Source organism: Hymenobacter aquaticus (assembly GCF_004765605.1).
GTDB classification, from domain to species: Bacteria; Bacteroidota; Bacteroidia; order Cytophagales; family Hymenobacteraceae; genus Hymenobacter; species Hymenobacter aquaticus.
In genome coordinates, this window is the sequence record NZ_SRLC01000001.1 from 656118 (window position 1) to 670266 (window position 14149).

Here is a 14149-nt window from a genome sequence, read left to right on the forward strand (position 1 = left end):
ACGCAGCTCGGGAAGTTGGCTACCTTCGCCCCGTCACCAAGCCCGTTTCGTCTATGTCGACCACCGCCCGGCCCATCGAGGGCCAGTATCTGCCCTACTACGACACCTACATCCGCCACATTCCCGAAGGCGCCGACCCGCTGTATATGCTCGCGAAGCTGCCCGACGCGCTGCGGCAGGCCGTGGGGCAGCTCAGCGAGGAGCAGGCCCACTTTGCGTATGCCCCGGGCAAGTGGAGCATCAAGGAAATGCTGGTCCACATCATCGATACCGAGCGGATTTTTGCCTACCGCGCCCTGCGCTTCGCCCGCAACGACAAAACCGACCTGCCCGGCTTCGAGCAGGACGACTACGTGCCCGAGTCGGGGGCTAACGACCGAACCCTGAGCGACATCCTGGCCGAGTACGACACGGTGCGCGCCGCCACGCTGTCGTTGTTCCGCTCGTTTTCAGCTACCCAGCTCGACCGGACCGGCTCGGCCAACGGCGGCCCCGGCAGCGTCCGGGCCCTGCTTTTCATCATTCCCGGCCACGAGCTGCACCATTTGAGCATTCTGCGGGAGCGGTATCTGCCCCAGCTAAAGTAGCGCCGGCTTTCGCACAACACCCGCCCGCCTCGTTGCGTTAGGAATTTCAGATTTACCTTTCTACCCTAAACCATCCTACACCATGGCAAAAGCACAAGACGCCCGCAAAGAGAAGAAAAAGGAGCCGGCTAAGTCTCCCAAGGAGAAGAAAGCCGCCAAAGAAGAGAAGAAAAAATCCAAAACCAGCAGCAGCGAATAATCCGCTGCCGCTTGCCGGTAAAGCCAAAATTCCCGCTGCTTCTCGTGAGGCAGCGGGAATTTTGGCTTTCCGGGGAGGAGCTGGGCCACCCAGCTTATAGGGTGTAATACGGCTCTTTTTCCTTGTCGTGGTGGCGGATGTAGCCGTGCAGGGTCAGCTTAATCAGGGTCTGGTAAGCCCGGCGCTTGCCCAGGTTGCCCAGCCGCATGTACTGGGCCAGCGTGATGCGCGGATGTTTGCGCAGGTAGTCCAGCACGGCCAGCTCGTGGCGGTTCAGCGGTATTTTCTCGAACTGCTGGGGCTGCTGGCGCTCCAGTACCTTCTCGGTCAGGCCGCTGGTTTGCACGCTTTCGTCGCGTACCCGCACGTAGCCCCGCCAGTCGCCCTCCGCTACCTGGGCCCGGTGGGGCTTGCGGCTGCTTTCCCGCACCGTCACGATGAGCACGGTGCGGTTGTCTTCCTCTACCTCGGTAAAATCCAGTTCCAGCGGTGGGTCCACGTACTGCTCAGCCGCCAGGCGCAGCACGTATTTTTCCTCTTCCGCGTCGCGCACGCCCACAATGCGCCCGTCATCATCGACGCCCACCAGCACGTGGCCGCCGTGGGTATTGGCCAGCGAGGCCAGCGTCCGGGAAATGCGCGTAGGATGGGTCGTTTTCTTTTTGAACTCGAGCCGTTCGCCCTCGCCGCGTTTGATGAGTTCCTGCAGTTCCGACATGGGCGTAGGCTCAGGGGTGAAATGAAAAACGGGCCAGTCGGGCGCTACTCCAGCCCCGTTTCTTCGGCTGAAATCCGCCACAGGCGGCTGGCCTCGGCCCGGTTGCGGGCCGTGCCCGAGCTGCGGGCGGGCTTACTGTTCTTAAAGTAGCGCCCACTCAGCGCGGCCACTTTCGGGTCGGTGGCCAGGAAGATGCTGGTTTGGGCCCCCACCTCCGGCGTGACCATCACCGGCCGGGCCAGCAGCCACATCAGCTTCAGCAGCCGCGAGCTGCCGGGGTTTACCAGGCCCGTATCCACGATGCCGGGGTGCAGGCAGTTGGCCGTGATGCCCGTCAGCTCCAGGCGGTGGGCCAGCTCGTTGGTGAATAAGATGTTGGCCAGCTTCGAGTCGCAGTACGCCGTAAAGGAGCTGTACTTTTCCCGGTCATTCCGAAAATTCTGGGCCGGCTCAATCTCACCCAGCCAGTGCGCTTCGGAAGCCACGTTGATAATGCGGGCCTGGCCGGCCGCCTCCAGCAGGGGCAGCAGCAGGTTGGTCAGCAGGAAGGGCGCCAGGTGGTTGGTCACCCAACTCAGCTCGTGGCCTTCGTCCGTAATCGTCAGGGGCCCGGGCATAATGCCGGCGTTGTTGATGAGCACGTCCAGCTTAGAGTAGCGGCGCGTGACTTCGGCCGCCAACGTCCGCACCTCGGCCAGCACCGACAGGTCGCAGAGCAGAATGTCGGGCTGGCTTGCTGGGCTGGCCTGCTGAATCAGGGTTTTGGTTTGCTCGGCCCGCTCCGGGTTTCGGCACACCAGCACCAGGTGCGCCCCGCGCCGGGCCAGCTCCCGCGCCGTTATCTGCCCAATCCCACCCGAAGGTCCGGTAATGAGTACAGTTTTTCCATCGAGTCGGGGTAGTTCAGCAGGCGCGGCCATGAGGGCAGAAGGAAGGCGGAAAAAGCAACTGCCGGGGCATGTAGTTGCTCCGGCTTTCCCTCTAAACGATAAAACGATACCGGGAAGTTTTACTTTTTAGCGGGTAAAAATGAAAATAGGAGAAGGATGGACTGGAACTGGCCGGACATGCAAAACGGAAGCCAGAGCCCGGTGCAGAGCTGTAGCTTCCGTTTTGGAAAGAACCGGGGGAGGGCCCGACTTCGAGTTGCTTAGAAAGGCAGGTCGTTGTCGTCGTCGCCGGCGATGGGTGCCGCCGGAGCAGCGCGCAGGTTCGGGTTCTGGTTTTGGGCCGGAGCCGCCGCGCGGGGAGCAGCCTGCTGGTTGTAGCCACCGCCAGCGGGAGCACCGCCGCCCGTGCCCGCCTCAATGCGCCAGGCTTCCAGGTTGGTGAAGTACAGCATCTGGCCGTTCTTGTTGAAGCCGCGACCCCGCAGGTTGAAGGTAACTTTCACCTCGTCACCCACTTTGTAGGCGTCGATGAGGGCAGTTTTATCTTGAACCAACTGGAACTTGATATGCTCAGGGTACTGGCCATCCTGAACTTCCAGCACAAATTCGCGCTTGCGGAATTTCTCACTCACCTGCTGTTCGTCAAAAATCTCGTGCAGGCGGCCGGTAGCGTCGTAAGCCATAAAAAAAATCGTTAAGTGGGTAAATCCTTACTTCAAACGTACGAAAAAAAACGCGTTATGGCTACCCGCGCCGCCCAAAATCCGGACCGCGCAGCTGCGTATCTTTGCCTTTCGATCTTGCCCTCAGCCCACTAAAATACGCCCCATCCCATGGATTTTCCTTTTGCTTTAGCCTTGCACGGTGGTGCCGGGACCATCTCCCGCGCCCTGATGTCGGCCGAGGCCGAGCAGAACTACCGGCAGGCTTTGCAGGCGGCCCTGGAAACCGGCTACGACGTGCTGCGCCACGGTGGGGCCGCCCTCGACGCGGTAGAAGCCGCCGTCATCAGCCTCGAAGACTGCCCCCTATTCAACGCCGGCCGCGGGGCGGTGTTCACCCACGAAGGCCACCACGAAATGGATGCCTCCCTGATGGACGGCCGCGACCGGGCCGCCGGTGCCGTGACCGGCGCCCGCCACATTCAGAACCCTATTCGGGCCGCGCGCCTGGTGATGGACCAAACCGAGCACGTGCTGCTGGCCTATCCCGGCAACGAGGAGCTGGCCCGGGAGTTTGGCCTGGCCATGCAGCCCACCGAGTACTTTTTCACCCAGCACCGGTTCGACCAGCTTCAGGAAGCGCTGGCCGAAGGCCGCATGCGCCTCGACCATAGCGAAGCCGCCCAAGCCCCGCTGGAGAAGCCCGCGGCTTTCGTGGATGAAGACCCGAAGAAAAAGATGGGCACCGTGGGCGCCGTAGCCCGCGACCAGCACGGCAACCTGGCCGCCGCCACCAGCACCGGCGGCATGACCAACAAGCGCTACTCCCGCATCGGCGACTCGCCCATCATCGGCTCGGGCACCTTTGCCGACAACCGGACCTGCGCCATCAGCTGCACCGGGCACGGCGAGTTTTTCCTGCGCGCCGTCGTGGCCCACGATATTTCCTGCCTGATGGAATACCGCGGCCTGAGCCTAGCCGAGGCCTGCCGCATCGTGGTGCACGACAAGCTCGCGCCGGTAGGCGGCGAAGGTGGCCTGGTCGCCATCGACAGCTTCGGCAACATCGCGCTGCCCTTCAACTCCGACGGAATGTACCGCGCCAGCCTCAGCTCGGACGGGAATCTGTACGTGGGTATCTACAAAGACTAACGCCTGATCTTTACACCCTATATAATAAGGAGTAGAAATCTGCTTTTGTAGAGTTTAAAATCGTCAAATGCAAAACGCCGGCTCTCCCACGGGGAGCCGGCGTTTTGGGTGAAGTAGCGTCGGGAAGCTTAGGCCGTGGTGGCCTGGGCTTCGGGTGAAACTTCCGGGGTCGGCTCCGGCGACACGGTAGCAGGGGGCGCGTAGGCCGTGCGGTCGGCGTAGAACTTGCGCTGCTCGATGTCGTAGGTGTTGCCTTTGGCCAGCACGTGCAGCGTCATGTTTTCCATGGAGAGGGCCGCGCCCTTCTTGGCCGCCGCCGCGTTGTTGTGTTGCAGGTTGTGGCCGTCCATGATGATTACCAGGTTGGAACCGATGGTTTCAATCAGGTTGCCTTCCGTAATCAGTACGCCGGTATCCTCGCCCAGTCCGATGCCGATAAGCTTGGGGTGCAGGGCTACGGCTTCCAGCAGGCGGCCAAAGCGGCCCCGCTTCACGAAGTGGGAGTCGATGACCACGCTACGGTTCAGACTCAGGCCGGTCCCGATTTTCACGGCACCCTTCATCAGCGCGTCAGGCACGCTGCCGCCCATAATCATGATGTGCGACATGGCCATGGCTCCGGCGCTGGTGCCGGCAATGACGAAGTTGGGCTCGTTGTAGTAGCGGGTGGTAAGGCGGTCCAGAAACTCGGTTTCGCCGAACATCATTTTCAGGCGCGACTGGTTGCCGCCGCTCATCATCACGATGTCGGCTTCCAGTAGCCGGGCCACGTACTCGGGCTGCTGCGCGTCTTCCGGCGTGCGAATGTCGAGGATGCCCACGTTCAGGCAATTCAGCATGGCAAACGACGAGACGTAAATTTTGGCTACTTCCTCCGGAATCATGGAGGCCGTAGTAATGACCTCGATGCGCGGATTGGTTTTACCCGACTCCGTGACGACGCGCTTCAGAATACCGAGCTCAAAGAAGTTGAGGTAGTATTTCTTTTTGGTGCGCGGGTTGGGGTAAGTGCCTTTATCTTCATTGCCTCCGATGGCAATTAACTTCCCGAGAGGTTTAGGTGCTTTCAACGCGACAAATCAACTTTAATGACAACAAAAGAAAAAGAACTCCGAACGGGCAAGCAAGGTTCAGGCCACACCCGCCGAAGCTGAGCGGTAAGTTAAGCGGTTTGGCCTATCATCGTATCAAACGTGCTGGTCGCCACAGAGTGATAATTGGGCCGGGCCCGGGCGTAGATTTGCCGGGCCCGTTCCGGTCCGCCGGGCGTCGTGAGCAGCGCCTTGTAGATCGGCACCAGGAATTTGCGCCGGCCCACGGTTGTCAGAAACTGCTCCACGGCCTGGTCGGCGGGGTGGTAGCCGGCGGCCAGGGCCAGCGGAAACCACGCCGACAGAATTTCCGCGTTGCCCGACGGGGTAAACCCGAAGGCTTCGTCCAGTTCGCTCAGCTGCGCGGCCGATAAGCTTTTGGGTAAGCCGTGCAGGAAATGCACCCACTCGTGGCTGCTCCAGCCGGTAGTAGGCAGGGTAGAGGCGGCCGTGCCCTGCTGCCAGCTTTGCAGCGCGGCTTCCACCGAGGCAAAGCGCTCTGACGAAACCGGCGGTGCCCCGGCCGGAATCCCCGGGCCGTTGATCCAGGCGTCGAGCTGCAGCCGGGCTTCCAGGCCTGGTTCCCGGTCCAGCAGCTCGCGGCGCAGATAGGCCACGAAAGAATCCGTATCCATCGACTGGAAGCTGAAACGCGCGAAGTACTCCTTAATAAAGGTGTCGAGCTTTTCGCGGCCCACTAGGCTTTCCAGGGTCAGCAGCAGGTAGTCGCCCTTTTCGTAGGCAATTTCGTTGAGCCCATCGTCCGGGTCGCGGCCGGCTAGGTCGAGGTGGAGATGGGTGTCGCGGCTGTCGGCCCCGAGCTCCTCCACGGTGTGCAGCAGGCCGGTGTGCCCCAGCACCTGCAACATATCGGCGTAGGGGCGGCCGTAGAGGCGCTCCATAATCCGGCGCTCAAAGTAGACTGTAAAGCCTTCGTTCAGCCAGAAGTCGTTCCAGGTAGCGTTGGTCACCAGGTTGCCCGACCAGGAGTGGGCCAGCTCGTGGGCTACCAGGCTGGTCAGGCTCCGGTCGCCGGCCAGAATAGTAGGTGTTACAAATGTTAAACGCGGATTTTCCATGCCCCCAAATGGAAAGCTCGGGGGTAACACCAGCAAATCGTACCGGTCCCAGCGGTAGGGGCCATAGAGTTCCTCGGCTGCGCCCACCATCTTTTCCAGGTCCACAAACTCGTGGGTGGCCAGCTGCAGGGTAGTGGGCTCGGCGTAAATACCGGTGCGCGTGCTCAGGGGCGTGAACTCCACGTTGCCCACGGCCAGGGCCATCAGGTAGGAGGGAATGGGCTGCTCCATGCGGAAGAAATACTCCCCGCGCGGATCCAGCTGCTGCGGATTCTCGGCGCTCATCAGGGCCAGCAGGTGAGCCGGGGCCTGCACGCGGGCCTCGTAGGTGAAGCGCACCCCGGGCGAGTCTTGGCACGGAATCCAGGTGCGGGCCAGGATGGCTTGCGACTGGGTGAACAGAAACGGCTGCTCCCGGCCGGCGGTTTGCTCGGGGGCCAGCCACTGCAGGGCCGCGGCCGTCGGGCTGGTGGTGTACCGGATGCAGACGACCGTCGTATCGGGGCGCACCGTGATGCGCAGGGCCTGGCCCAGCACCGGGTCGTCGGCGCCCAGCGTGAAGTCGGTCGTCTCGCCGGTGGGCCCGCCCAGCCGCACCGACTCAATCAGGAGGGAGCGGGCATCGAGCCAGAGGTCGGTGGCTCCCGTGTGGTTGGTGAGGTGCCAGGTGGCCTGGCCCCGCAGGGTGCGGGCGGCGAAGTCGACCTGCAGGTCGAGGGCAAGATGGCGCACCTGGACCTGGCTGGGGCGGGCGTAGCTGTGTGGGTCGGGAGTAAAGGTCATAAGAAGCGAAGCCAAAGAAGCAGAACAAGAACTAGGCTGTACGGCAAAACCGGGGAAGGCGGCAAATATAGCCGAAAGCACCAAGTCAGATTTGCCGGGGAAAGCGGCACTCGGGTAGCGGCAAATCTGTTATCTTGCACCGTGGTGTAGTTCTGCTTGTCCGACAACCCCAGGACCTGGAAAGCAGTAGAACGCGCAGAGCGCTCCGCCGGGGGGCAGGTCAGCCAGTGGGCAATGACCGGTTCCGGCAGCGGCCATTTTTTGCCTTTCACCACACCTACTTACATGAATCAAGCAACTCGTCCGGCCTTCCTCACTGTGCTGCTGTTCTGGCTTATCAGCCTGAGCATGCTGACAACGGCGTGCAGCCAGGATCAACAAGACAAAATACAGGATGCCCTACCCGGCGGCTTAACCGCGGCCGGGGGCGCGCAGCCTACGCTCGACAGCACCTACGTCATCCGGGCTATGAATGCCGAGCCGGCCTTCAAAGACCAGCTGGAGTGGGGCAAGAAATTCTACCGGGAGCGGGACTACCGCCTGGGGTGGTTTCGGAATCATGAGCTGGTGCCCCAGGCCAAAACCCTGCTCAGCGTCATCAACAAAGCGGCGGATGAGGGCCTGGACCCGAAGGATTATAAGGTGAAGGACTTCGACAAGCTCTTCGCCGAATTTGAAAAATCAAAGTCTGACTCCACCAAGCGCAATGCGCTGGAAAAACAGATAGATGTCGCGCTGTCAGGGACTTACTTTAACTGGGCTTCCGATTTTTATCGGGGCACGGTAAACCCGCGCGAAGTAAAAAGCATCGACTGGAACGTCAAGCGCAACAAAATCAAGCTGCACAAGGCGCTGATGACCATCCTCAAGGAGCGGGAAAGTACCTATCCGTACTACGAGTTTGAGCCCCTGCACCCCGAGTATGACCGGCTGAAAAAGGTACTGGCCGACTACCGCGCCCTGCAACGCAACGGGGGGTGGCCAACGCTGCCGGCTACCACGAAGCTCAAGCCCGGCGAGACTTCCGCCGCCGTGCCGCTGCTGCGCCAGCGCCTGTTGGGCGGCGAGCCGACGGCCCCCGCCCAGCCCGCTGCTACCCCGGTACAGGCTACGGCCAACACCACTCCGGCCGCGGCGCCCGCGGCAAAATACGAGGGTGAGCTGGTCGCGGCGGTAAAGGAGTTTCAGGAGTTGAACGGCCTGAAGGCCGACGGCATCGTGAGCGGCGAAACGCTGAAGGCCCTGAACATTCCCGTCTCGGCCCGCATCGATCAGGTCATTCTGAACATGGAGCGCTGGCGCTGGATTCCCAAAAAATTTGAGGCGAGTTACCTGCTCGTTAACATTCCGGACTACAAGCTGCACGTCATCGAGAACAACAAGGAAGTTTTCGACATGCGGGTTATCGTCGGCAAGACCCTGAACGCAACGCCGGTGTTCAGCGACAAGATGGAGTACGTGGTCCTGTCGCCTTACTGGAACGTGCCGTGGAGCATCATCGACAAGGAGCTGAGGTCGAAGCTGGCTAACAACCCGTCGTACCTGGACCGGCTCGATATGGAAGTGGTGAAGGGCTACGGCAAGAAAGCCGTGGCTGTCGACCCGAGTTCCATCGACTGGGCGAGCATCAAGCAGGAGACCTTCAAGTATACCGTGCGCCGTCGGCCCGGCCCGAAGAACGACCTGGGGGAGGTGAAGTTTATCTTCCCCAACTCTAACGACGTCTACCTGCACGACACCCCGCACGACGAGCTGTTCAGCCAGGCCAAGCGCGGCTTTAGCCACGGCTGCGTTCGGGTGGCTGAGCCCCTGAAGCTGGCCGAGTACCTGCTGCGCGACAAGCCCGGCTGGGACATGCAGACCATTCAGGATACCATTGCCAACCGCAAGGAAAAGTACGTGGCCCTGAAGGAGACGCTGCCGGTATACCTGGTGTACTTCACGGCCTGGGTGGACGACGCCGGCCGGGTACACTTCCGGGATGATATCTACAATCACGACAAGGCGCTGGCGCGCGAGTATTTCAACTAGCTTCTACTCCTTCCTTCTACTCTCGTGAGGGGATAGAAAACGGGCCACCGGCAAAAGCCGGGTGGCCCGTTTTTTTATGGGTTCGCCCTACCCATCCAGCCCCAAGGTCGGGGCCGCTTCTCTGGAATAATCTAGAGCGCAAATGCCACCAACGAGGCGCTGTGGCCCAGCCCTGCCGCCGAAGAGAGATGCTGTACTGGACCGGAGGCAAAACTGAACGACGAGTACGAGTGAGGAGAACTCAGATTACAATTGTTTTACAATTGTAATTCATGCATAAGTTAGCAATATGTATTATTACAAAAGTAACCAGTAGTGCACGCGGTTATTTACAACTGTAATTGAGTCTAAGAATAGCGCTACAGCCCTATATCTTTCGTAGATTTGTTAATTCATTTCCTGTTGCCCATGGTTGAGCGTATTCGAACTCTTTTGCAAGCCCGGCAGCTGAGCCCCACTCAGTTTGCGGATGCTATTGGAGTTGCGCGCCCGATTGTAAGTCACATTCTGAGCGGCCGCAACAAACCCAGCTTGGAGGTGGTCCAGAAAGTCATCGGGGCCTTCCCTGATTTGTCGCTGCCGTGGCTGTTGAGTGGGATTGGACCTATGATAGCCAATTCCGGCCCTGTAGCGCCCGCTGTGACTGCTGAAGCTCCACTACCCACTAAGGCCAGTGCAGGCCAGGAGGCGCCTGTAAAACGCCCTCGTACGGCCCCGGCTGCTCCTGCCTCTCCCGCGCCGGGCAGCAAGGCAGTCGAGCCCGCGCCGCCGCCAGCTGAAAGTGAACCAGAGTTGCTACCAGCCCCGGCCAGAACCAACCCAACGGAATACACTCCGCCGCCCACGCCAATTCCGGCCGCAGCAGCAGTGGCCCAGACTGGTGGGCAGAGCGCCCAGGCCCCTGCCGGGCTCGATACGTCGGTGCTGGCTTTCGCCGAGCCCGGCAAGAAGATCAGGCGCATCGTCATCTTTTACCAGGACGGCACCTTCGCTGACTATCAGCCGGAATAGGAATAGATAGGGTGTGGTAGACTAGTGCAATTTGGCAGATTTCGTAAACAGCTCCATTACAGCACAGGTAACGATGCTGTGGATGCAGTGTTCGATTGACTATACATTCTCGATAGAAGCACGGATTATTCATAGATAAAATCTTGCTAAATATTATTAGCAAGGTTGTGCTTGTGTTTTTTATAAGTATTCGTTAGTCAGAATAGTTACAGGGTTTTGTTGAAGTTTGAGTTGTTGTAAAAGCGCGAATTTTTGTCTTGCCCTGATAAGTGAATTTAGTTCTATATCAGCCAAATGCTTGACGCTGGACGTTGCCGGCAGGATAAACGCCTGTAATTGCTAAGGCAGTTGACACTGACTTGCCTGGTTAAAAGCCAATTTTTCTTTACACCAACACCGCTAATGAATTTAGCGCGTTAGTGGACCGTACCTGCCCCCGCTGGGGCGGCCATAAAATAGTTGCTGGTTGAGAACGGCGGGGCGTTGATGGGCAACAGCCAGAGTTTCTTTTGTTATCAAATGTAACAAAGCTTGTGCCGGCCCTCCTAGTGAAAGCTGGCAGCGGAATGATGTTACGTTTGTAACAAGTAGTGTCGCTGGCAAGCGGCATAACCGACCTTGCAAGAGATACACTATAATGCTTGGCTGTTTTGGAGGTGGTGCTTACCTTTGAGCCATGAAAAAGTCCCGTCTGCTCTTCCTGTTCGCCGCCTGCGCCTCGTTGTTCCTTTCTTCCTGCGAGCAAGCTCCTGACCCCGAGAAGGACCCAAGCGCCGATGCTGCTTATAAGCGGAACCACCGCTCCGAACTGTACCGCGAAGCTCAGCGCAGCAACCCTCAGTAGGTAGGCGTGCCGCTACCAGCGTAGCCAAGCTCAACTGTCCGCGTTCCGATCATACAAAAGCCCCGCCCGACTGCTGTCGGCGGGGCTTTGGCATTTTCGCTGAGCTAGGCTTGAGCGGGCTCAGACCAGCACGGCCGAAACCTGAGGCGGCCGGGCACTAACCAAGTCGGCGGGAAGTTGCAGAGCGTTCAGCAGTTGGGTTTCCAGCAGTTGGGCCCAGGTTTGTAGGTACAGGACCACATCATCGCGCTGGTTGTGCCGCAGGGCATTGCGTCGCTCAAAGGGAATAGCCGCGCGAATAGCAGGGTCGGAGAGCTTTTCTAAGTGGGTCAGGTCGCTGCGGGAAAAGCCCAGGGCCAGCATTTCGTCGATGGTTTCATCGATGGGCAGGCCGCTGGTGGGGCAGTAGTCGAGCAGCTGCCGCTCCCAGTCGCCGTAGCGCTGCATGGCCCGGCTGTGAATCTCGGCTTTGGTCAGGTGGGTTACGGTTTGGGCCAGATGACCACAGTTGCAGCTACCCATGTGCCCCCACTGGTAGGGCGCTTGCGTAGCGAGGCGCTGGGCAGTGTCGCGCAGGGCCTGAATGACAGGGAATGTGCTGAGAGCCATACAAAACAGAATTAGACGGGGAATACAGAGTCAGCGCCAACGGCTGCTATCATAAGCCACGAACCACTTTTTTTGTTTCAACCCAGGACCCACCGCGCTATTTCCGCGTCCACTGTCTGCCACCAACAGCTATACTTGCGGCGTAAGGGCGTAAGAATGCTGGCACCCGACTGGCCAGAAACCGAACCGGCGCCCTGAACCACGATTCAGGACGCCGGTTGGCTAAGAAAACCAGTTTTTACGGGGTGCTACCGGCCGTTGCCGTCGCCGCGGAAGCGGCGGCGCTGCCCGCCGCCACCGCCCGAGGTGCTGCTGCCGCCGCCAGCGGGGCGGCCGCCGGCCGGGCGGTTGGCATTGGCGGAGGTAGAACGGCCGCCGCTGGCCGCCGCTGGCCGCTCACTCCGACCGGAACCGTTGCCAGCACCTCGGCCTGAGCCCTGAGCGCTGCCGCCCGCCGGCCGCGGGGCCCGGGCCTCCTGACCCCGTCCGGGGCGCGGGGCGCGGCCCGCCGGACCTTTGGGCCGCTGGATAGCCGGGCCACCGCTGAGCGGCACCGGTACCACGAACACGCTGAAATAGGGGTGGTCAGAAACTACCGGAATCTGTCGGCGAATCAGCTTCTGGATATCCTGCAGGTAGGCCCGCTCTTCCTCGTCGCAGAACGACAGGGCGACGCCGTCGGCACCGGCGCGGCCGGTGCGGCCAATGCGGTGCACGTAGGTTTCGGGCTCGTTGGGAATTTCGTAGTTGATAACGTGGGTCAGCTCGTCCACGTCGATGCCGCGGGCGGCAATGTCGGTGGCGACCAGCACGCGGGTGCTGCCGGCTTTGAAGTTGGACAAGGCCCGCTGCCGGTGGTTCTGGGACTTGTTGCCGTGGATGGCTTCGGCCGGAATGTTGGCCTTGGCCAGGGTCTTCACTACTTTGTCGGCCCCGTGCTTGGTGCGGGTAAACACCAGGACCCGCTTGATGCTCTTATCCTTCAGGATGTGCTCCAGCAACTCCGGCTTGTCGTTTTTCTGCACCATGTACACCGATTGGGTAATGGTGTCGGCGGTGCTCGAAACGGGCGTCACGGCCACTTTCACCGGGTTCGGCTTCAGGATGGAGCCGGCCAGCTCCTGGATGGCCCCGGGCATGGTAGCCGAGAAAAACAGCGTCTGGCGCGAAGCCGGCAGCTTGGGCAGGATCCGCTTGATGTCGTTGATAAAGCCCATGTCGAGCATGCGGTCCGCCTCATCGAGCACGAATACTTCGATGTGGCGCAGGTCCACGAAGCCCTGGTTCATCAAATCCAGCAGGCGGCCGGGCGTGGCAATGAGGACTTCCACGCCGCGCTTCAGGGCGTTGGTCTGGGGCAGTTGGCCCACGCCGCCGAAAATGACGGTGTGGCGCAGGGGCAGGTGCCGGCCATAGGCCGCGAAGCTTTCCCCGATCTGGATGGCCAGCTCGCGGGTGGGCGTGAGCACCATGCAGCGGATGCGGGAGTGGGAGTGGTTTTCCAGCTTGGCCGTCTGCGTCAGAATCTGCAGGATCGGCACGGTGAAGGCCGCGGTTTTGCCGGTGCCGGTTTGGGCCACCCCCAACAGGTCGCGCCCGTCGAGCACGTGCGGAATGGCTTGCTGCTGAATGGGGGTGGGGGTGGTGTAGCCTTCCTCGTGCAGGGCACGCAGGATGGGCGGAATAAGATTGAGTTCGTCGAACGTCATCAGAAAGGAAATGGAAAAGAAGAAAGGCCGCGGCACAACTTGAAACGGCCGGTGCAGCCTTTTTCTAGAAGCAGGCTGCGGGGTAGGCGTAAGAAACTTGGCGGAGAAAAGAAACTCCGGCCCCGGCCAAGCGGGAAACAACCGGAAGCGTATAAGGCAGGCGGCGCGCCAGCGGTTCTACGCGCCGAACAACGAAAAAGCCACTAATCTTACCTGTGTATGAATGTCACCGACCGTAAACTTCTCTACGATGGCCACTACAAACTTAGTCAATTGCTGGTGCAGACGGGCGGCAAGCAGCTCAAGCGGGAACGATTCGAGCCCGGCAATGCCGTAGCGGCCCTGGTGTACGACACCCAAAAGCAGCGCTACCTCTTCGTACGGCAGTTCCGCATCGGCTCCGAGTCGGAGCTGCTGGAAATCCCGGCCGGCATGCTCGACAAGGAAGGCGAGAAGCCGGAAGAGGCCATGCGGCGCGAAATCCAGGAGGAGCTGGGCTACCAGGTCGATAAGCTCACCTACATCACCAACGTGTACTCGTCGCCCGGCGGCAGCGCCGAACAGATCTGGCTCTACTACGCCGAGGTAAGCCACCAAACCGGCCCCGGCGGGGGCGCCATCGACGAAGATGAGAACATCGAGGTGGTGGCGCTCCGCTACGACGAGCTGGCCGCCGAGCCCTGGCAGGACGCCAAAACGCTGATTGCCGTGCAGTGGGTGCAGCTGCGCTGAGCAACCCGCAAAAACGAGGCTTTTACCATTTGTGAAAGCCGGATAATAAGAA

14 protein-coding genes and 1 pseudogene are annotated in these 14149 nt (G+C 60.5%); 7 read left to right on the forward strand and 8 right to left on the reverse strand.

Features of this window, described 5'->3' with window-relative positions; genetic code table 11:
- The first annotated feature begins 53 nt into the window (after nt 1-53).
- Complete coding sequence (locus E5K00_RS02730; RefSeq protein ID WP_135461438.1) at nt 54-587, forward strand: DinB family protein; 534 nt, start codon at nt 54-56, stop codon at nt 585-587.
- Between the two features lie 75 nt (nt 588-662).
- Here the strand turns inward: E5K00_RS02730 and E5K00_RS22735 are convergent, their stop codons facing one another.
- The 4 genes from E5K00_RS22735 to E5K00_RS02745 all read right to left on the reverse strand — a co-directional run bounded on the left by E5K00_RS22735 (nt 663) and on the right by E5K00_RS02745 (nt 3077).
- Nucleotides 663-875, reverse strand: coding sequence for a hypothetical protein (locus E5K00_RS22735; protein WP_167856729.1), 213 nt, complete (start codon nt 873-875; stop codon nt 663-665).
- A 5-nt stretch (nt 876-880) separates the two neighbouring features.
- Nucleotides 881-1504 (reverse strand): AlbA family DNA-binding domain-containing protein, encoded by a 624-nt coding sequence (locus tag E5K00_RS02735; RefSeq protein ID WP_135461440.1) that lies wholly within the window; start codon nt 1502-1504, stop codon nt 881-883.
- A 44-nt stretch (nt 1505-1548) separates the two neighbouring features.
- Complete coding sequence (locus tag E5K00_RS02740) at nt 1549-2424, reverse strand: SDR family oxidoreductase (protein ID WP_135461442.1); 876 nt, start codon at nt 2422-2424, stop codon at nt 1549-1551.
- A gap of 230 nt (nt 2425-2654) precedes the next feature.
- Nucleotides 2655-3077, reverse strand: coding sequence for a DUF3127 domain-containing protein (locus tag E5K00_RS02745; protein ID WP_135461444.1), 423 nt, complete (start codon nt 3075-3077; stop codon nt 2655-2657).
- A 150-nt stretch (nt 3078-3227) separates the two neighbouring features.
- Here E5K00_RS02745 and E5K00_RS02750 point away from each other — a divergent pair, with 150 nt between their 5' ends.
- Complete coding sequence (locus E5K00_RS02750; RefSeq protein ID WP_135461446.1) at nt 3228-4208, forward strand: isoaspartyl peptidase/L-asparaginase family protein; 981 nt, start codon at nt 3228-3230, stop codon at nt 4206-4208.
- A gap of 128 nt (nt 4209-4336) precedes the next feature.
- Here E5K00_RS02750 and E5K00_RS02755 read toward each other — a convergent pair whose 3' ends face one another.
- Nucleotides 4337-5278: a cyanophycinase gene (locus E5K00_RS02755; RefSeq protein ID WP_135461448.1), complete on the reverse strand. Its 942-nt coding sequence runs from the start codon at nt 5276-5278 to the stop codon at nt 4337-4339.
- Between the two features lie 92 nt (nt 5279-5370).
- Nucleotides 5371-7161, reverse strand: a complete 1791-nt coding sequence (locus E5K00_RS02760; protein ID WP_135461450.1) for a M1 family metallopeptidase — start codon at nt 7159-7161, stop codon at nt 5371-5373.
- A gap of 285 nt (nt 7162-7446) precedes the next feature.
- Between E5K00_RS02760 and E5K00_RS02765 the strand changes: the two genes are divergently transcribed.
- The 4 genes and pseudogenes from E5K00_RS02765 to E5K00_RS22740 all read left to right on the forward strand — a co-directional run bounded on the left by E5K00_RS02765 (nt 7447) and on the right by E5K00_RS22740 (nt 11047).
- Nucleotides 7447-9192, forward strand: a complete 1746-nt coding sequence (locus E5K00_RS02765) for a L,D-transpeptidase family protein (RefSeq protein WP_135461452.1) — start codon at nt 7447-7449, stop codon at nt 9190-9192.
- Between the two features lie 408 nt (nt 9193-9600).
- Nucleotides 9601-9768 (forward strand): annotated as a pseudogene (locus E5K00_RS23305) (helix-turn-helix domain-containing protein); the annotation flags it as partial.
- A gap of 291 nt (nt 9769-10059) precedes the next feature.
- A complete protein-coding gene (locus E5K00_RS23035) occupies nt 10060-10203 on the forward strand; it encodes a hypothetical protein (protein WP_245328193.1) in 144 nt (47 codons plus the stop codon).
- Nucleotides 10204-10879: 676 nt separating this feature from the next.
- Nucleotides 10880-11047: a hypothetical protein gene (locus E5K00_RS22740; protein ID WP_167856731.1), complete on the forward strand. Its 168-nt coding sequence runs from the start codon at nt 10880-10882 to the stop codon at nt 11045-11047.
- A 120-nt stretch (nt 11048-11167) separates the two neighbouring features.
- Here the strand turns inward: E5K00_RS22740 and E5K00_RS02775 are convergent, their stop codons facing one another.
- Entirely contained in the window at nt 11168-11656 is a 489-nt protein-coding gene (locus E5K00_RS02775; protein WP_135461457.1) for a hypothetical protein, read from the reverse strand.
- Between the two features lie 248 nt (nt 11657-11904).
- Nucleotides 11905-13365: a DEAD/DEAH box helicase gene (locus tag E5K00_RS02780; protein WP_135461459.1), complete on the reverse strand. Its 1461-nt coding sequence runs from the start codon at nt 13363-13365 to the stop codon at nt 11905-11907.
- A gap of 219 nt (nt 13366-13584) precedes the next feature.
- Here E5K00_RS02780 and E5K00_RS02785 point away from each other — a divergent pair, with 219 nt between their 5' ends.
- Nucleotides 13585-14097: an NUDIX domain-containing protein gene (locus E5K00_RS02785; RefSeq protein WP_135461461.1), complete on the forward strand. Its 513-nt coding sequence runs from the start codon at nt 13585-13587 to the stop codon at nt 14095-14097.
- Nucleotides 14098-14149: the final 52 nt, after the last annotated feature.